The organism is Pseudomonas marincola (assembly GCF_900682675.2).
Classification (GTDB): Bacteria; Pseudomonadota; Gammaproteobacteria; order Pseudomonadales; family Pseudomonadaceae; genus Aquipseudomonas; species Aquipseudomonas marincola.
On the sequence record NZ_LR215729.2, the window covers coordinates 4,714,781 to 4,733,315 of the forward strand.

The 18,535-nt window shown below is 58.5% G+C and carries 15 protein-coding genes; 5 read left to right on the top strand and 10 right to left on the bottom strand.

The annotated features are described in order from the left end of the window. Positions 1 to 11 precede the first annotated feature (11 nt). On the top strand, positions 12 to 1,457 hold the full coding sequence (gene cls, locus PMYSY11_RS21585) for a cardiolipin synthase (protein ID WP_150547948.1): 1,446 nt from the start codon (positions 12 to 14) through the stop codon (positions 1,455 to 1,457). Between the two features lie 31 nt (positions 1,458 to 1,488). On the opposite strand, the gene PMYSY11_RS21590 is transcribed toward cls, so the two are convergent. Then, complete coding sequence (locus tag PMYSY11_RS21590) at positions 1,489 to 2,700, bottom strand: PepSY-associated TM helix domain-containing protein (protein ID WP_150547949.1); 1,212 nt, start codon at positions 2,698 to 2,700, stop codon at positions 1,489 to 1,491. Positions 2,701 to 2,751: 51 nt separating this feature from the next. Beyond that, on the bottom strand, positions 2,752 to 4,839 hold the full coding sequence (locus PMYSY11_RS21595) for a TonB-dependent siderophore receptor (RefSeq protein ID WP_150547950.1): 2,088 nt from the start codon (positions 4,837 to 4,839) through the stop codon (positions 2,752 to 2,754). A 339-nt stretch (positions 4,840 to 5,178) separates the two neighbouring features. Between PMYSY11_RS21595 and PMYSY11_RS21600 the strand changes: the two genes are divergently transcribed. From PMYSY11_RS21600 to PMYSY11_RS21615, 4 genes are all read left to right on the top strand, one after another. Further along, positions 5,179 to 5,778 (top strand): PepSY-associated TM helix domain-containing protein, encoded by a 600-nt coding sequence (locus PMYSY11_RS21600; RefSeq protein ID WP_150547951.1) that lies wholly within the window; start codon positions 5,179 to 5,181, stop codon positions 5,776 to 5,778. Positions 5,779 to 5,791: 13 nt separating this feature from the next. Continuing rightward, positions 5,792 to 6,304 carry a DUF2271 domain-containing protein gene (locus PMYSY11_RS21605; protein ID WP_150547952.1) on the top strand — a complete coding sequence of 171 codons (513 nt, stop codon included), beginning with the start codon at positions 5,792 to 5,794 and terminating at the stop codon, positions 6,302 to 6,304. A 42-nt stretch (positions 6,305 to 6,346) separates the two neighbouring features. Continuing rightward, positions 6,347 to 7,222 (top strand): DUF4198 domain-containing protein, encoded by an 876-nt coding sequence (locus PMYSY11_RS21610; protein WP_150547953.1) that lies wholly within the window; start codon positions 6,347 to 6,349, stop codon positions 7,220 to 7,222. A 72-nt stretch (positions 7,223 to 7,294) separates the two neighbouring features. Beyond that, entirely contained in the window at positions 7,295 to 8,851 is a 1,557-nt protein-coding gene (locus PMYSY11_RS21615; RefSeq protein WP_150547954.1) for a sulfite reductase subunit alpha, read from the top strand. 7 nt (positions 8,852 to 8,858) lie between these two features. On the opposite strand, the gene PMYSY11_RS21620 is transcribed toward PMYSY11_RS21615, so the two are convergent. From PMYSY11_RS21620 to cfaB, 8 genes are all read right to left on the bottom strand, one after another. Next, positions 8,859 to 9,389, bottom strand: a complete 531-nt coding sequence (locus tag PMYSY11_RS21620) for a DUF3617 domain-containing protein (protein WP_069900006.1) — start codon at positions 9,387 to 9,389, stop codon at positions 8,859 to 8,861. A gap of 65 nt (positions 9,390 to 9,454) precedes the next feature. Continuing rightward, positions 9,455 to 9,931, bottom strand: coding sequence for a GNAT family N-acetyltransferase (locus PMYSY11_RS21625; RefSeq protein WP_090512713.1), 477 nt, complete (start codon positions 9,929 to 9,931; stop codon positions 9,455 to 9,457). A gap of 180 nt (positions 9,932 to 10,111) precedes the next feature. Next, positions 10,112 to 10,528: a DUF1850 domain-containing protein gene (locus PMYSY11_RS21630; RefSeq protein ID WP_150547955.1), complete on the bottom strand. Its 417-nt coding sequence runs from the start codon at positions 10,526 to 10,528 to the stop codon at positions 10,112 to 10,114. Next, positions 10,525 to 12,552, bottom strand: coding sequence for a TRAP transporter permease (locus tag PMYSY11_RS21635; RefSeq protein WP_069900008.1), 2,028 nt, complete (start codon positions 12,550 to 12,552; stop codon positions 10,525 to 10,527). The genes PMYSY11_RS21630 and PMYSY11_RS21635 overlap by 4 nt, the downstream gene beginning before the upstream one ends. 235 nt (positions 12,553 to 12,787) lie before the next feature. Beyond that, positions 12,788 to 13,741, bottom strand: coding sequence for a TAXI family TRAP transporter solute-binding subunit (locus PMYSY11_RS21640; RefSeq protein WP_150547956.1), 954 nt, complete (start codon positions 13,739 to 13,741; stop codon positions 12,788 to 12,790). Between the two features lie 269 nt (positions 13,742 to 14,010). Next, positions 14,011 to 15,354 (bottom strand): sigma-54-dependent transcriptional regulator, encoded by a 1,344-nt coding sequence (locus tag PMYSY11_RS21645; RefSeq protein WP_150547957.1) that lies wholly within the window; start codon positions 15,352 to 15,354, stop codon positions 14,011 to 14,013. A gap of 93 nt (positions 15,355 to 15,447) precedes the next feature. Next, the gene (locus PMYSY11_RS21650; protein WP_150547958.1) at positions 15,448 to 17,196 is read right to left on the bottom strand and encodes a sensor histidine kinase; all 1,749 of its coding nucleotides are present in this window, start codon (positions 17,194 to 17,196) and stop codon (positions 15,448 to 15,450) included. A gap of 104 nt (positions 17,197 to 17,300) precedes the next feature. After that, a complete protein-coding gene (gene cfaB / locus PMYSY11_RS21655; RefSeq protein WP_150547959.1) occupies positions 17,301 to 18,485 on the bottom strand; it encodes a C17 cyclopropane fatty acid synthase CfaB in 1,185 nt (394 codons plus the stop codon). Positions 18,486 to 18,535 lie beyond the last annotated feature (50 nt).

The window sequence follows — 18,535 nt, forward strand, 5'->3', positions numbered from 1 at the left end:
AGGACTAAGTAATGCTCGCGGATTTCGGCATGCCCCATTTTCTCAGCTACCTGCTTATCTCCATTCACCTGTGCGGGCTGATTGCCGCCGTTCATGCCGTGCTCACCGTGCGTACCGCGCAAGGCGCGCTGGCCTGGGGTTTGTCATTATTCTTCATGCCCTACCTGACCCTGTTGCCCTACATCGTATTTGGCCGCAGCCGTTTCGACGCTTACGTGAAAGCGCGTCGCAAGTGTGACGAAGAGATGCGTCAGGCCATGACTTCGCTGGACTCCAAGCCGTGGCTGGCTGAGGCAGAAGCCGCTCGTGAGTCGCCGCTGTACCGTCGTCTGCGCGCACTGCCCAAGCTCAGCCGTCTGCCGTGCCTGGCGAATAATCAGGTCAAGTTGCTAGTTAACGGACAAGATACCTTTGCCGCCATCTTCACGGCCCTGAGCCAGGCGCAGAAGGTGGCGCTGATTCAGTTTTACATTGTTCACGATGACGAACTCGGCAAACGTATGCATCAAGCCATGCTTGAGCGCGCAGCAGCAGGTGTGCAGGTTTACTTCCTTTACGACGGTATCGGCAGCCATGCCCTCCCCGCAGCCTATGTCGACAGCCTGCGCGCTGGCGGCGTAAACGTCAGTGAGTTCCCAACGGGCGGCGGCATCCTTGATCGCTTCCAGCTGAACTTCCGCAATCACCGCAAAATCGTCGTGGTCGATGGCATCACCGGTTTCGTTGGCGGCCACAACGTGGGCGACGAGTACATGGGCAAAGACCCCAAGCTCTCGCCGTGGCGCGATACGCATGTGCAGATTCACGGGCCGGTGGTGGCGAGCTTGCAGGTGTCGTTCGCACAGGATTGGTTCTGGGCCACCCATGAACTGCCCAAGCTGGTACTGCCTGAACATTTCGACGCGGGCGGAGTGCTGTGTCAGGTCATCCCCAGCGGGCCGGCAGACCCGCAGGAAACCGGTTCGCTGTTGTTCGTCGAAGCGATCCATGCCGCCAATGAGCGCATCTGGATCTCCACGCCTTACTTTATTCCGGATGAGGCACTGGACGCGGCCTTGCGCCTGGCGGTGCTGCGCGGTGTCGATGTGCGCGTGATGATCCCCGCGCATGGCGACAGCAAAGTGGTATCGGCCGCGACTCGCCTGTACGCCTTTCAGGCCATGAAAGGTGGCATTCGCGTGTTCTGCTACCAGCCCGGATTTATTCACCAGAAGGCCATGCTTATCGACTCTGGCGCCGCCATCATCGGCAGCGCCAACTTCGATAACCGCTCGTTCCGGCTGAATTTCGAAATCAACCTGCTGACGGTGGATAACACCTTCGCCCTGGAGGTTGAGCAGATGCTCAACGATGACTTCAAACTGGCCCGTGAGCTGCAAACCGCTGACCGTAAAAGCGTCAACGTCCTGCAGCAATTCGGCATGCGCGTCGCGCGTCTGGTTTCGCCGATCCTCTAACGTCTGAGGCGTTAGTCAGCTGGCCAGCGCGCTAGCTGACGGCCTGCTTCAGCACACTGCGGCGTTCGCGACCGAGCACCCGCGAACGGCGCTTTCTGGCCCAGATCACCAGCCCGGTGATGGATAAGCCGGCAACCGCCAAACCCATCACCGACACCAGAATACGCCCCGGCATGCCGAGAATCCGCCCTGAATGCAGCGGGAACTGTGCCTGCATGAAAATATCCCCGGCACTGCCGGTGCCCGGAATCGAGTGGCCCACCGGCTCGCCAGTCTGGCCATCGTAATACAGCCACGGATTGCCCAGCCCGCCATCGCCATGATCATTTTCGGCGGTGTAGAAGCCGACGCCATACACATCAAACTCCGGCGAATAGAACACCCCGCCCGCCGGGTTGGTGATCCCCAACTCAGGGGCATCGCTGCTGGCCCGCGCAACCACCTGCGCCCGATTGATCGCAGGCGATACCTGCTGATCGAGACTCACCGGTGTGCGACTGGCAAACGGGCTCGGCGTAAGCGGCGAGAACAGCTCAACCAGCGGCCGCGTTACTTGTACATTGAGGTTCATCGACACCGACGTAACTGCCAGCACCAGCAACAGCAGCCAGATCCACACACCGCCTGAACGGTGCAGATCGAAGTTGAGCTTGTAGCCGCCCTGACGCACACGAAACGCCAACGACTTGCGCCACGCGCGCCAACTGGGGAACGACAACCACAGCGCAACAAAGGCATCCAGCGTCCATACTATCGCCACGATCCCGAACAGCAGCACGCCCAGTTCAATGCCAAAACCATCGGGAATATGCATGCTGTAATGCAGTTTGTAGAGAAATGGCATGAGGTTTTCGCGGGTCAACGACACCGCACCCCACATGCGCTTGCCCTGCTCTTGCGCTGTAACCGGATCGAGTGCGAGCTGGTTGAAGCCCAGCTCATAGGCTTTGTTGGTGGCCGGGTCGACGCGCGGATTAACGCTCATGCCAAAGGCATGGCCGGGCTCGGTGTACAGCGGCATGAAGCCGACCTGCAAACGCGGGTCGCGCGCCTCCAGTTGATCGGCCAACTCCAGCGGCGATTGTGGGGTGCCCACCGTGGTGGACTTGAACAACGTGGGGTTAAGCCACTCGTCGATCTCATGATCCCAGGAAATGATCGCGCCGGTCAGGCCGGAGACAATCAGGAACACCGCGATGAATAAGCCAAACCAGCGGTGTAAACGAACCAGTGCTGCGCGCATAAACTATCCCATAAGCCGCGCCCCGCAATGCCGCTTGCGGGGCGCCGGTATTCAGTATTTCCAGCTGACCGTCATGCTGGCGTTACGTGGAGCACCGTAATAGGCCTGCGTCCAGTACAGGCTGGTCAGGTACTTTTCATCGGTGAGGTTGTTGAGATTGGCCGAGACGTTCCAGTGCTCGTCGATCTCGTAACTGGCCATCAGGTTGACCAGTGCGTAGCTGTCCTGCTCGGCAATGCCGTTGTAAATTTCGTCCTGCCAGCTGAGGCTGCCACCGACCTTGAGTTTGTCGATGCCGGGCACCCGATACGTCGTGGATGCACGCACCATATGTTTGGGTGCGTAGGTCACCGCATGGCGGTCATCGGCATCGGTGATATCAACAAAGGTGTAGCCGGCGGTGGTCTGTAAACCAGGCAGCAGTTCGCCGGAAACCTCCAGTTCATAACCTTCGCTGGTAATCCCTTCGGCGGCTGAGTAATAGGTGGTCGCGCCGCTCATGCCGGCCACTTCGGCAATATTGTCCTGCTCGGTGCGGAATACGGCGAACGAAACATTCACCGTATCGTCGAACAACTCACCCTTAATACCGGCTTCGTAGTTCACCCCTTCGATTGGATCGAGTCGGTCACCGGCAAAGGTTTCTTTGGTTTGCGGAGTGAATATCTCGGTGTAACTGGCGTACAGCGAATACTCATCGTTAAGGTCGTACACCACGCCGGTATACGGGACGATTTTGTTCTCGCTGGTGGCCTTGCTGTCACCGTAGTTCTCGCCTTCGCTGTCGAGATCAATCGCACGCGCGCCGACAATCAGACTCAAGCTGTCTGCCAGGCTGAAACGCGCCGCCGAATAGGCGCTTTTCATCTTGTCGGTGAAGTCACTGCCGGCACTTCCGGCGTCGTTCAGTGGCTTGGCATAGTCGCCATTCCAGCTTTCCAGTGGCGGCAATGCGGTGCCGGTGGTGGAGTCGTACCACGACAGATCTTCAAGCTCGGATTTCGACCAACTGGCGCCGACCACCAACTCGTGCTGCCGCCCGCCAAGCATGAACGGGCCGTTGGCGTACACATCTGCGATCAGCTGCTTGTTCTTCTCGTTGTACTCGGACGGATAGCTGAACAAACCCAGCCCGGTGTCGCGGTCAGGTTCGCCGTAGACATAAAACATCGAGCCATCGCTGGTCTTCTCGACATAGGTGAGCACGCCTTTGGCTTGCCAGCCGTTGTCGAAACGGTGAACCAACTCGGCGAAGCTGCGGTTTTCCTGATTGTCCCAGTAAGCCCAGTCGGTTGCGGTGCTGGTCGATACGTCGTAATTGGTCGGTGAGCCATCACTGAAATTGAGTGGCAAAGCGCCCCACATCGGGCTGTTGGCGTCGCTCTTTTGCAGGGTGTGGCCGATGCTGAACATCGTGCGCTCATCAAGATCTGCCTCGATGATCCCGTAAAACACGTTCTTCTCACGCGAATAGCGGTCGAGATAGGAGTTCTTGTTTTCGTTGGCGTAGACCACTCGCCCACGAATATTGCCCGAATCAGTCAGCGCACCCGAGGCGTCGACATCGATGCGCCGCTTGTCCCAGGAACCGGCGGTGAGATCGATCGATGCTTGCGGGGTAAAGGTCGGGCGCTTGCGGATGAAGTTGATGGTGGCCGACGGGTTGCCGGTGCCGGACATCAAACCGTTGGCGCCGCGCACCACTTCAATCCGCTCGAACATGGCGGTGTCGAGATCACCTTCGACGTTGCCGTAAACAAACGGAATACCAATGCCGTCGTACTGAAAGTTGGTGATATCAAAACCGCGCGCGGTGTAATAGGTGCGATCGGTTTCAACTTCTTCCACCTGAATCCCGGTGGTGTATTTGAGGGCATCGTTAACGCTGTCTAACTGGAAGTCCTGTAACTGCGCACCGGTAATGGTCGACATCGACTGCGGCGTTTGCCGTGGCGTCAGATCAAGCTTGGTCGCCGCGCTGCTGCTGACTGGCTTGTAGCTATCAGGATCTTCGGCGGCGGTGCTGCCCACAACGGTCTGCGCTTCGAGCGTGACGCTTGCCTGATCTTCGGCCCATGCATGAGTGCAGCTGATTGTTGCAGCGATGGCCAGCGCCAAACGGGTCTTGTACGACAACACAGAGCTCCCCTTCCAGGAAATCTGGATGCTCTACAGCCATCCGCAGCACCTCTGGGCACCCAAGACAGCCTGGATCACCCAGCACTATTGATAATGGTTATCATTATATGTTTACAGTTCGGCTGTTCTCCGTCAATACAATTGCGAAGTATTATCATTTAACTGCGTTCCGAAAGTTTTGCCCCGCCCCACCACAGATTCATGCCTTTGACCCTTTAAAACCGCAGGTTTCAGATACACATGAGTGCAGGGCCGGCAACGTATAGATTTTGTAAAGGTTTCCCATTTGCATTAAAAACCTTATAGAATCGTTCTCATTCTCTTCGTAATGTGAACTTTATGAGCGCTCTTCCCTGGCTCGGTACGCTGCGCCAATGGCATTGGCTGAGTTCTGCCCTGTGCCTGGCCGGCATGCTGCTGTTTGCCATTACCGGCATCACCCTCAATCACGCCGCGCAGATAGAAGCCAAACCGACAATCACCAGCCACCACGCCGAGCTCCCAGCCGAGCTGCAAGCCACATTGCAGGCTGATATGCCCAGCACAGGAATACCGCTGGCGCTCAGGCAGTGGCTGCAAGCCGAGTTGCCGGTGCAGTTGGATGGCCGCACGGCAGAATGGTCGGACAGCGAGCTGTACATCGGCCTGCCCCGCCCCGGTGGTGACGCCTGGCTGAGCCTGGATATCCAGACCGGCGAGCTGGAGTACGAGCGCACTGATCGCGGCTGGATTGCCTACCTCAACGACCTGCACAAAGGTCGCAACACCGGTGCTGCCTGGTCCTGGTTTATCGATATTTTCGCTGGGCTGTGCGTGGTGTTCAGCCTCAGCGGCCTGCTGTTACTCAAGCGCTACGCCAGTAACCGACCCACTACCTGGCCGATGCTGGGTCTGGGCTTGGTTCTCCCCGTGTTACTGGCGCTGCTGTTTATCCACTAATAAGGACATTGCTATGTCGAAACGCTTGCTCCTGCCTTTCTGCGCGCTACTCAGCGCCCCTGTAATGGCCGCCGAAGTAAAACTGGATGTAGAAATCCCGCGCTTGCAGGTCGCCGAATACCATCGCCCCTATGTCGCTATTTGGCTGGAGCAGCCGAACCAGAAGCACGTCGCCAATCTGGCGGTCTGGTACGACCAGAAACTCAAGGACAAAGAAGGCGAAAAATGGCTCAAAGACCTGCGCCAATGGTGGCGCCGTAGCGGTCGCAGCCTGGAAATGCCGATTGATGGTGTGAGCGGTGCAACCCGCGCTGTCGGCAAGCAATCACTGACATTCAACAGCGCCGATGCGCCTTTCAATAACTTGCCTGCGGGCGAGTATCGCGTTGTTGTGGAGGCTGCCCGCGAGGTGGGTGGCCGCGAATTGCTGCGCCTGCCATTTACCTGGCCGCCGCAGGAACGCGCCGAGAGCAACAGCAAAGGCAAAACCGAGTTGGGCCAGATCAACCTGACCCTGACTCCCTAAACCCGCCGATCCCTGAAATACGCCATTCTAAGGAAGCTTGCCATGCACCCCATCATCAAATGGACTGCCCTGACCCTAGCTGTTTGCCTGCCACTCAGCGCACAAGCCCACCGCGCCTGGATGCTGCCTTCAGCGACGGTTTTATCCGGCGAAGATCCGTGGGTCACCGTTGATGCCGCTGTTTCCAACGACCTGTTCTACTTCGAGCACTTCCCGCTGCGCATTGCCGGTATCGGCAAACTCGACGCCGGTAAAGCCGGTGGCCCTCCAGGCATGCGCCCACGCCCGGCTGCTGAACTGCAACTGTTGGCGCCGGACGGCAGCAGCATCAAAGCTGAAAACGGCAGCATCGGTCGCTACCGCAGCACCTTCGATGTTCATCTCACCCAGAAAGGTACTTACAAGCTGGCCATCGCCAACAGTGGCCTGTTTGCCAGCTACACCGAGAACGGTGAAAAGCGCCGCTGGATGGGTAAGGAAGCAGACTTCGCCAAGCAGGTTCCGAGCGACGCCAAAGACCTCAAAGTGGCGCAGAACAGCAACCGCATGGAAGTGTTCGTGACCTCGGGCAACCCAACTGAAACCGTGCTGAAAACCACCGGTGTCGGCCTGGAACTGGCGCCGATCACTCACCCCAACGACCTGTTTGCTGGTGAGGCGGCCGAGTTCACTTTGCTGCTCGATGGCAAGCCGGCCAAAGACGTTGCGGTGAGTGTGATTCCCGGTGGCAACCGCTACCGTGATCATCTGGGTGAAATCAAAACCACCAGCGATGCCGACGGCAAAATCAGCATCACCTGGCACGAAGCGGGCATGTACTGGCTCGAAGCTGAGCTGAGCAGCAAGGACGGGGTTAAAGCACCCGCCACTGAGCGTCGCGCGTCCTACAGCGCCACGCTGGAAGTGCTGGCGCCTTAAGCCTGCCTCGCCGCTGTCGGCCAAGACGACAGCGGCGCCTTCTTTTTCATCCTCCAGTTTAAGCGGCCCGCCTTGATCGCTCATTCCATCCTTCGTCGCTGGCCTGTACCTGTCAGCCTGCTGCTCGCGGCAGCTTTACTGTGGCTGCAGCCGGCGCGCGAAATATCTGCGCTGCTCATTTGTCTGGTGTATGTGGCGCTGTGTGCGCAATGCGCATGGCAACACCGCCGCGCTCGCCCCGAAGCAAGCAATGCCGACACGTTGTTGGTTGCCTATGCGAGCCAGAGCGGTCAGGCGCAACAGATTGCCGAGCGCAGTTGTGCGCAGTTGATTGAAAGCAAGGTGGCGGCGCAGTGCCTGCCCCTTAACCAGATCAACCTTGAGCAATTGTCTGCTGCGCAGCGCCTGTTGCTGGTCGTGAGTACCTACGGTGAGGGCGAGGCGCCGGATAACGCCGTGCGTTTCGAGCACGAGTTGTTTGCAAAAACCTCGTCACTGGCCAACCTGCAGTTCGCGATTCTGGCGTTGGGTGATAGCCAGTACGCGCAGTTCTGTGCGCTGGGTGAACGTTTGCAACAGCGCTTACAAGCACGCGGCGCCGAGCCGTTATTCGACTTGCTCAGAGTGGATAATCTCGACCCCGGCACTTTGCGCCACTGGCAGCAACAACTGGCGCACCTGAGCGCCAACAGTGACTTTGTCGACTGGCAGCCCGCGCATTATCGGCCTTGGCAACTGGTCCGGCGCACGTGCCTGAATCCCGGAAGCAGCGCCGCGCCGATTCATCATCTGAGCCTGCAAGGTGCGGACTCCGCCGAGTGGCAGGCCGGAGATATTGTCGAGATCGGCCCACGGCATTCAGCCGAGCATGTAGCTGAATACCTGCAAGGCTTGGGCATGCCCGCAGATACGCCCTTGGATGACGGTCAGAGCCTGGCTGAGGTGCTCAGTCGCCATCATTTGCCAGCGCCCGACCAGCATCTGCTCGAAGGTGGCGTCGAAGATTTGATCGACAACCTGAAACCGCTGGCTCACCGTGAATACTCAATCGCCTCCAGCCATGCGCAGGGTCGCATCGATTTGCTGGTGCGCGAACAACATCAGGCCGACGGGCGCCTCGGGCTCGGCTCCGGCTGGCTGTGTCGTCACGCAGATCTGGGTGAATGGATTGATCTGCGCATCCGCCGCAATCCCGGATTTCACGGCCCGGCGCCGGAAGTACCGATGATTCTGCTCGGCAGCGGCAGTGGCTTGGCAGGGTTGCTCGCGCACCTGCACGAACGCGCTGCAGGTGCGCGGTCACGCAACTGGCTGATCATGGGTGAGCGCGAGCGCGCGCATGACGCGTTGTTCGATGAGACACTTACGGGCTGGCAGCGCAGCGGCCACCTTGAGCGGCTGGACCGGGTCTTTTCACGCGACGGTGAGCGGCTGCGTTATGTGCAGGACGCCCTGCGCGAGAACGCAGAAACGCTGGAATACTGGCTAAATCAGGGCGCGGCAATCTATGTTTGCGGCAGCCTGGAAAAGCTTGGTCGCGGCGTCGACAGCTGCCTGCGCGAGTTGCTGGGGCCTGAACGGCTGAGCCAGCTAAGCCTGAGCGGGCGCTATCGACGCGACCTTTACTGACCGGGTTTTAGCGAGGCGCCAAGGTGTCGCAATCGGCACCGACCCAGCGGGCGCTCGATTCAATGGAGCCGTCTTTCTCGCCGTTCTCGGTTTGGAAGTGAGTCTTCACTTTGGTGGTGAAGGCCTTCTTGCTGGCAAAGTGGGTTTCGCCTTCACCGCGAGTATTCGGGCACAGGTATTCGAACTTCCAGACTTTGTCGGTGCGCTCGGTGATGTTTTGCGAGCAACCCGAATTGGTGTCCAGCAACGGCAGATGATTGGCGTTCACCTGCTCCTCGCTCATGCACACCTGAATGCCCTTCTCGCCAAGTCGGATGCCCTGGCGCTTCATCATGTCTTCCATCACCTTGCGCTGCTCATCCGGCATTTGCTTAACCTTCTTGAACATCTCTTCCATGCCCGGCATCGCTTTACCATCTACCTCCATCTTGTCTGTGCTGACTTCCCACAGACCAGGCAGGATAGGCGCAGCGCTCGCCAGTGTAGGAAGTAGACAGACCAGCCCGAGAATCAGTGTTTTGCGACTCCGTGTAGACATAACATGCTCCGGTGGATCAATGGTTAATAACCCAGCCAGTCTATCGCGCCTTCAGCCAGAGCACATCACTGCGCGGCTTCGGTCGTCAGCTCTTGTTTATAGATCTCAAGCCCGCGCGCCTGATAGTTGCTCAGCGCACTTGGGTGATCGAGCGTGCAGGTATGCACCCAGACGCGTTTCACGCCGGGCCAGTTCCACGCGGACTGCAAGGCATGGCTGAGCATCGGGCCGCCGAAGCCCTGACCGAAAAACGCCTCGGCCAAACCAAAGTAGAGAATCTCAACGTCGCCATCCCCGGTCATTTGCAGCTCGTAATAACCGGCAATCGCGCCCCGGTAATACGCCACCCAGGTGCGGTGATTATCGGCATTGACCAACGCCTGCCACTGCTCGGGCGTCCACACCAGCTTATCGGTCCACTGCCACGGCTCACCCACCAGCTGATAAAGAAACCGATTGAGTTGATACTGCTTGAACTCACACTCGACGATGCTCAGCGCTGTCGGCAGCGGTTTGCTGCGCAGTTGCTGCGGGCTGAGCATTTGCAGGTAATAAGTGGTGTAACTCAAATCACTCACGATCAAATCCCTTAATGAGCGGGCCTGTTAAGCGCCCTGAAAACGTCCCGTCGCAGACGAACAAAACCCCCACAGGCGTTAGCCGAATGGGGGTTCGATTCAACAGTATACCGGTGCTTGTGGCGCCGGGAGCAGGCCGACATGTCAGCCCTTGCCTGCACCGTTCGCTGCAGGGGAGTCGAACTCACAGCTCCAGAGTTCCAACGCCGGCTGGCTCGCTTTTGGCGGGCCGAGCCATTTACTTGCCGCCTGGCAACGTTGGTTAAAACACAGTTGGTAATCCCCGGCCTCGGGAGTTCGTCCCAAGCGCAGGGGTTGCAAGGGTGGAAGCTGGCGATGGTAATGCCAGCTGCCCTCACGCAGTTCGGCATCGGCAGGGATTTCCATGCCAGCACCAGAACCTCGTACCCGCGCCTCGCCGAGTTGCAAGCCCTCGGCGGTCACGCGGTAATCCTCTTCCCAGCGGATGTGCTCAATTGTGTGCTTCCAGGCCAGGGTAAATTCGCTGACTGGCAACTGCGCCCAGACCGCGCCCGCAAGCCCCATGCACAAACCAATCATGCAGTAGCCGCCTGACTGCGGCGCGAACGCCAGAAGTGCGCAAAGAAGAACAATGCCGCCAGCACAAAACCGATCTCGTCACTCGCCGGGGTTGCCAGAATCAGGCTGGCCCCTGCGGCGAAGCCCAGCACGCGCTCCCACCACGGCAGCTTGGATTGCAGGTAGCCGGTAAACACCACGCCCCACAAACCAATCGCCACACCGGCCTTGAACAGCGCATAGATAATCGCCAGCCAGCTATCGCTCTGCATCATCAGCGCCGGGTCGTAAACCGCCATGAACGGCACGATGAAGCCGGCAATCGCGATACGAATCGCCCACAGGCTGATCTTCAAACCAGTCTCTTTGGCAATCGGCGCCGCCGCAAAACAAGCCAGCGCTACCGGCGGCGTAAGATCAGCCATGATGCCGAAATAGAACACGAACATGTGCGACACCACCAACGGCACGCCCAGATCCAGCAGCGCGGGGGCGGCGATCGAGCTGGTAATGATGTAGTTGGGGATGGTCGGAATACCCATGCCCAGCACCAGACAGGTAAGCATGGTCAGCACCAGCGACAGGAACAGGTTGTCCTGACCGATGGCCAGAATGTAACCGGCAAAGGTCGACGCCACGCCCGTCAGGGAAACCACACCAATAATCACCCCGACCAGTGCGCAGGCAATACCCACCGGCACAGCGTGACGAGCCCCTTCAACAAGCGCATGCAGGCAGACGGTAAGCGTTTCACGGCCGCCCTTGATGAACCAGCAGATGGCCACCAACAGAGCCACAACGCCAAACACCACACCTATACCCATCGAGAAGAAACCGGCGCAGAGCAGACCCAGGGCAATCCAGAAGGCAATCCGCAGGCCCAGTGACGAGACGCGCATGATGATCGCCGAGCCAAGAATCACAATCGCTGTCAGCGACAAGCCGACCATACCGCTGAACAACGGCGTGCGGCCCGAGAACAGCAGGTAAACCAGAATGAACAGCGGGATCAGCAGATACCAGCGGGCTTTTACCGCGGCCCACGGATCCGGGCACTGATCTTTCGGCAGGCCCAGCAGGTTGGCCCGCTTGGCTTCCAGATGAACCATCCAGAATACCGAGCCGAAATACAGAATGGCTGGCAGCAATGCCGCCTTGGCGACTTCGTAGAACGGCACGTTAATGGTTTCAGCCATGATGAACGCGACCGCACCCATCACCGGCGGCATGATCTGGCTGCCCATACTGGAGGTCGCCTCGACGCCACCGGCAAAGGCCGGGCGATAACCGAAGCGTTTCATCAGCGGAATGGTGAACTGGCCGGTGGTTACCACGTTGGCAACGCCGGAACCGGTGATCGTGCCCATCAACGCAGATGACACCACCGACACCTTGGCCGGACCACCGAGCTTGTGGCCGAAAAAGCCCAAGGCAAAATCAGTGAACAGCTTGATCATGCCGGCTTGTTCGAGGAACGCACCGAACAGGATGAACAGGAAAATATAGGTCGCAGACACATAGGTCGGCGTGCCGTACAGGCCTTCAGTACCGTAAGCCAACTGATTGACCAACTGGTCGATCTCATAGCCACGGTGCTGCAAATCACCTGGCAGGTATTGGCCAAGCAGGCCGTAAGCCAGAAACAGCGCGCAAATAATCGGCAAGGCAATGCCCATGACGCGGCGCGCGGCTTCGAACACCAAGAACACCAACACCAGGCCGACAAACATGTCCATGCTGGTGAGGTCGCCGGAGCGCTGAATCAGGTCGGCTTCGAAAATCCATTGATACGCCGCCGTCGCCATACCGGCCAAACCCAGCAGCCAGGCCAGCGGTTGCCAAGGGCGACCCTTGCCAGTGGCGGAGAAGCTGATAAACACCGTCAGCAACAAGAAGCCAACGTGAACGGCGCGCAACACCTGGCTTGAAACCGGGTGAAACGCGGCAGTGATGATCTGAAAAACAGAGAACAGCAGCGCTACGATAAACAGCGCTTTTGGCCACTCGCCGGGGTTGGCGGACAGGCCCTGGTTTTGCTCGCTCATGGCGCAAACACTCTCAATATTGCTACTGCGATAGAGGTGCTAACAAAACCGACTGCCCAGGCGGCACTGGCTTTATTAGGCTCCCTCTGCAAAACGTCTGCAGCCGATACCAATCACACGTTAAGCATGTTCGGCTGCATCGGTTGTTGCGATTAGCCCAAGTGCGGAGTGGCCGCGCCAAGGCTGCTTTGGACCGGGCGGCAACAGCCACCCGGTCACTTTCGGCAAACGATGCTTACAGCGCGCCAACTTCTTTGTAGTAGCGCTCAGCACCTGGATGCAGCGGGATCGGCAGGTTCTTGGCAGCAGTTTCCAGCTTGATGTCCTTGGCCGCAGCGTGGGCGTTGCCCAGACGGTCGAGGTTTTCAAACATCAGCTTGGTCATCTGATACGCCGTTTCTTCCGACACGCCTTCGTGGCTGACCAGAATGTTGGTGATGGCCACAGTCGGCACATCAGCTGTCTGGTTGTCGTAAGTACCGGCCGGGATCACTGCAGCCTGATAGGCGTCGTTACCGATTTTGCTGACAACGTCGGCTGGCACCGAAACGAAGTTGATTGGCAGAGTTGCAGACAGGTCACGAATCGCCGCCATGCCCAGACCCGAAGATTGCAGGGTGGCATCCAGCTGACGGTTCTTGATCAGTTCAACCGACTCGGCATAAGGCAGGAATTCGACCTTGCCCATGTCTTCATAGCTCAGGCCAGCGGCCTTGAAGATTGCACGGGCGTTGAGTTCGGTACCGGACTTGGGTGCGCCCACCGAAATGCTCTTGCCTTTGAGATCAGCCAGCGTGGTGATGCCGGACTCTTTGCTGGCAACAATCTGGATGTAGTTCGGGTAAGTACCGGCGATTGCACGCAGCTTTTTCAGCGGCGCCTTGAAGCCCGCGTCTTCCACGCCTGTCCAGGCATCCGCAACCGAGTCACCCAAAGCCAGGGCCAGCTCGCCGCGACCGGCTTGCAGCAGATTGAGGTTTTCAACCGATGCCTTTGTGGCCTGTACGGAGGTTTTTGAACCTTCGATGCCATTGCTGTAGAGCTGCGACAGCGCAACGCCAATCGGGTAGTAAACACCGCTGGTGCCGCCCGTGAGGATGTTGATGAAAGTCGGCGCCGCGAGTACGGCAGTGCTGGCAGTCAGCGTTGCGGCAGCAGCAAATAGGCTTAAACGTTTGGTCATTCGCATGGAAGAAGCTCCGTCGTTGTTATGGCTTTATGCAGAGTTTTCAATGTAGACGATCAGTCAGCACGTCACCGGACAGGCGACTACCTGTGCATTGAATACAGGCCTGTGATCGTTATTGTTCGTGGCCGCAGATGCACCGGCCTGACTAAAGCTATAGCAGATGCCGTGCCAAGCTGCTAAACACCCGTGCTAGAGCCATCTCGATTGAAAAACCAGCCATATCAGGCGGAAAACCGCTTATACGAAAAATCCCATAGGCAAAAATACGCCTATTCGTCATCCACGCTGCCAACCGGGCGATAGGTGCTGCGCTGCAACCCATGGCGTTGCATCTTCTCATTCAGGGTGCGCCGCGGCAGACGCAGCATTTCCATCACCTGATTGATGTTGCCCTGACAACTGAGCAACGCGTTGTGCAGGCACTGCGCCTCGAATGCTTCCATCTGCTCGGCCAGCGAGCTGCTCTCGACGTGCTCGGCCGGCGCACTCAACCCCAGCGCATGACGCTCTGCTGCGTTAATCAACTCGCGCACATTGCCGGGCCAGTCATGCCCCAGTAACCGAGCCAGTTCACTGGAGGCCAACGCCGGTGCAGCGCGCTCATGGCGCACGGCCGCCGCCTGAACGAAATGCTCGAACAGCAGCGGAATATCTTCCCGACGTTCACGCAGCGGCGGCAACTGCAAGTCCGCGACATTCAGGCGATAGTACAAGTCTTCACGGAAGCGTCCGGCTTTGACCTCGTCAAGCAAGTCGGGTTTGACCGCACTGATGACCCGCAGATCAACCTGAATGCTGCGATTGGAGCCCAAACGCTCAAGGCTTTTCTCCTGCAACACGCGTAACAGCTTGACCTGCTGGGCCAGCGGCAGGCTTTCGATCTCGTCGAGAAACAGGGTTCCGCCGTGTGCATGCTCTATGCGGCCAATGCGCTTGCCTTGGGCGCCCGTGAAGGCGCCACTCTCGTGGCCGAATAATTCGCTCTCGAACAAGTGCTCTGGAATCGCCGCACAGTTGAGCGCAACAAACGGCTTGTCGGCGCGTGGACTGAAGTCATGCAGGCAACGCGCAACGCGCTCCTTGCCGCTACCGGTGTCGCCGCGAATGAGGATATTGACCGAGGTTCCGGCCAGCTCAAGGATTTGCCGACGCAAGTTGACCATCGGTTTGGAAAGGCCCAGCAACTGGCTTTCTATGCGGTTTTTGAACGCCGACTGCTGGCGCAATTCGCGGTTTTCACACACCAGCCGACGCTTATCCACAGCCCGGCGCACGCTGTCGAGCAGGCGTTCCGGGGTGAACGGCTTTTCGATGAAGTCGTAAGCGCCGTTGCGCATGGCCTCAACCGCCATCGGCACATCACCATGGCCAGTGACCATGATCACCGGCTGGTCAGCATCCTGGGCGAGCAGTTTATCCAGCAACTGCAAGCCATCAGTGCCCGGCATACGTACATCGGTGATGACCACGCCGCTAAATTCGCGATCGACCAGATTCAGGGCTTGGGCCGCGCTGGCGCAGGCAGTGACCTCGAAGCCGGACAGCTCCAGCCACTGCTGAACCGCATCACGGATTGCCGCTTCATCATCGACTACCAAAACCTGACCGCTCATATCACCTCCTGACTGACCGGCCGCAGTGTATCGCCAACCGCAAAATTCTCTAGTGCGAAAATCATCTGCACGGCGCAATCAGTCACAGTCAACTCAGGAGACGGCTGCCAGTTTGAGGGTGAACACAGCGCCCGCCGCGCCATTTGCCGCCTCCAGCGTACCGCCCATTTCACGCACGATTCCGTAGGAAACCGCCAGACCGAGACCCAGCCCCTGGCCCACTGGCTTGGTGGTGAAGAAGGGCTCGAAAACCTGCGCGAGTTGATCAGTGCTAATCCCGCCGGCATTGTCCTCAACCCGCAAAACAGCGTGTTCGCCCTCCTGCGCAATAGTTATCCACAGCTGCGGATGCGCTTGATCCGTAAGCGCATCAAGGGCGTTATGCAGCAGATTGAGCAACACCTGTTCAAGACGAATGGCATCGCCCATGACCATTACGTTGTCGTCTGTCTCGCGTCTGAGCTGCACATTTTCACTGCGCATGCGTGGGGCGAGTAATTGCAGGGCCTGCTCCAGCACATCATCCAGGCGCAGGCGCTCTTTAAGCCCCGACGGGCTCTTGCGCGCAAAAGTTTTCAGGTGTCCGGTAAGCCCGGCCATGCGCTGCAACAGCCCATCAATACGTTGCAGCCCTTCATGCACATCTGCCTGGCGACCGCTATCGAGCAACAGGCGCAGGCTGCCCAATTGCATCTGCATGGCAGTGAGTGGCTGGTTGATTTCGTGGGCCATTGCCGCCGACATCTGTCCCAGCGCGGCCATTTTGGCAGCATGTACCAGGCCTTCCTGCGCTTCATGCAGTTCGGCGGTGCGCAGCTCCACTTCGCGCTCCAGGCGTTCGCGAATGCCGATCTGTAAACGCTGATTCTTGCGCCGCTGAACCAGATACAGCAGCAAAAATACCAAGGTCATCCACACGCCGGCGGCGGCCAGCCGATAACTGCGAATGCTCTCGTCAAAACTCGAAGGTTCGACCAGATAGTGCAGCGTCCAGCCTTCTTCGGGCATCAACAAGCTCTGCCACAGGTAGTCACGCTGACCATCCGGGCCATCTACTGTGCGCCGCTGAGCGTCGTTATCAATCTGCTGGCGCAAGGTACTGGGCAAGGGTTTGAGTGCCTGTTCGGCATACTTGCGCACCTCCACCAACTCGTTGCGAACGCTGTCACTCAGCGGCTGCAGCGAACGGAAACGCCAGGCCGGGCGGTTACTCAGAATCACCACTGAATAGCCGTCAGCCACCAACAACACGCCGCTCTGCCCTGCCCACTCACGCTGCAATTGCTCGAACTCAAGCTTGACCACCAGTACGCCGATCACGCTGCCATCGTCATCGTGCACCGCATGCGAAAGGAAATAACCGGGAATTCCGGTGGTCACGCCAACGGCAAAAAAACGTCCGGCAGACTGCTTGAGCGCATCCTGAAAATACGGCCTGAAGGCGTAATTATTGCCGACAAAACTGCTCCAGTCCCGCCAGTTGCTCGCCACCAGCGCTTGCCCGCGCATATCCAGCAGATACAAGACGTTAGAACCGGCGGCCAGGTTGAGCCGTTCGAGGCGCTGATTGAGTTTTTCGCGGAGCAGGCGATCTTTGGGCGCATGCAGCAGGGTTTTAATGTCGCTGTCGAGCGCCAATAGCTCTGGGACCGAACGAAACCGCTCAACCAACGCGTGTACCGACTGGGCATATAACTGCAGTTGATCCCGCGCTTCAACGCTGCGGTCCTTCCAAGCCTGATTCTGTGCATAACGCCCGGCCACCAGCATGCTCAACAGCAAGCCGATGACGATCAGCAGAACAATCCAGAACACCCGATAACGGACAAACAAGGCAGGCATGTGCAACTCATCACTCGGCAATTCAGGCATGGTAAGGCAATGCGCTGAATTGTGCAGGGTGATCGCCTGCCCTCACGCGGTCAGGTCATTCGCGGGCCTTGCGATCAGCGGTAAATATCGACCCGGCTCCAAGGCAAATCATGCCCGCCATCGGGATACGGTCGGGTAGCTAGAATCTGGTGAATGTTGACCCAGTTATGCGCAAAGCCATACGAGCAGCCTGCCAGATAAAGCCGCCAGATTCGCAGCGCCTGATCCGGCACCAGCTTGCTGGCGCGGTCGAGTTGGCGCTCCAGACGCTCGCTCCACATGGCCAGCGTGCGGGCGTAATGCAGGCGCAGGCTCTCGATATCGACCACTTCCAATCCGGTTTCGCTGAGCAGGCTGGTCATGGTTGCGACATGCGGCAATTCACCGTGCGGAAAAACATACTGGCCAATAAAGTCGCCAGCGCCCCGGCCAACCGGGCGGCCGTCGGTGAATTTGGAGGTAATACCGTGGTTGAGTATCAGCCCGCCCGGCTTCAATGCGCCGTACAGGCAACTGCAATACAGCGGCAGATTGGCCAAACCGACATGCTCGAACATGCCGACGCTGACAATCTTGTCGAACTGGCCCTGCTGCGGCAGGTCGCGGTAATCCATGAATTCGAGGTTTACCTGCCCTTCAAGGCCGTCGTCCTTAACCCGTTGCCGCGCCAGTTGCAGCTGCTCTTTGCTCAACGTGATGCCAAGCACCTGCGCGCCGAATTCACGCGCCGCAAACCGCGAAAGCCCGCCCCAGCCGCAGCCGACATCGAGTAATTTATCGCCTGGCTGCAGGCGCAATTTGCGGCAGATATGACGAAGCTTGGCTTGTTGAGCCTGCGCCAGCGTCTCATCGCCTTGAGGAAAATAGGCGCAGGAATAGACCATGTCCGGATCGAGCCAAAGGGCATAGAAGTCGTTGGAAAGGTCGTAGTGATAACTGATTGCCGCCGCGTCCACTTCCTTGTCATGAGCTTGATGCTCAGGCTCGGCTGACACGTCATCGCCCAAAACGGCCTGACTCAGGGCGTCTCCCACCTCGATCACATCGCGCATTGAGCCTTCGAGGTCGATGCGCCCCTCAACATAGGCACCGCCTAACGTATCAAGGCCCGGGTGTGAGAGCTGGGCAATCAGCGTCGGGTCTTTCACCACCAGCGTCACACGGGGGCTGGGGCCAAGATCGTACTGTTTGCCGTCCCACAAGCGCAGGCGTAGCGGCAGGTTGAGATTATCGAATGATTGCGGAAGATGCGCGAGCATTAGGGCCTCCAATTCTCAGTCAACAACACCTGAAAAAAAGGATAGCCCAC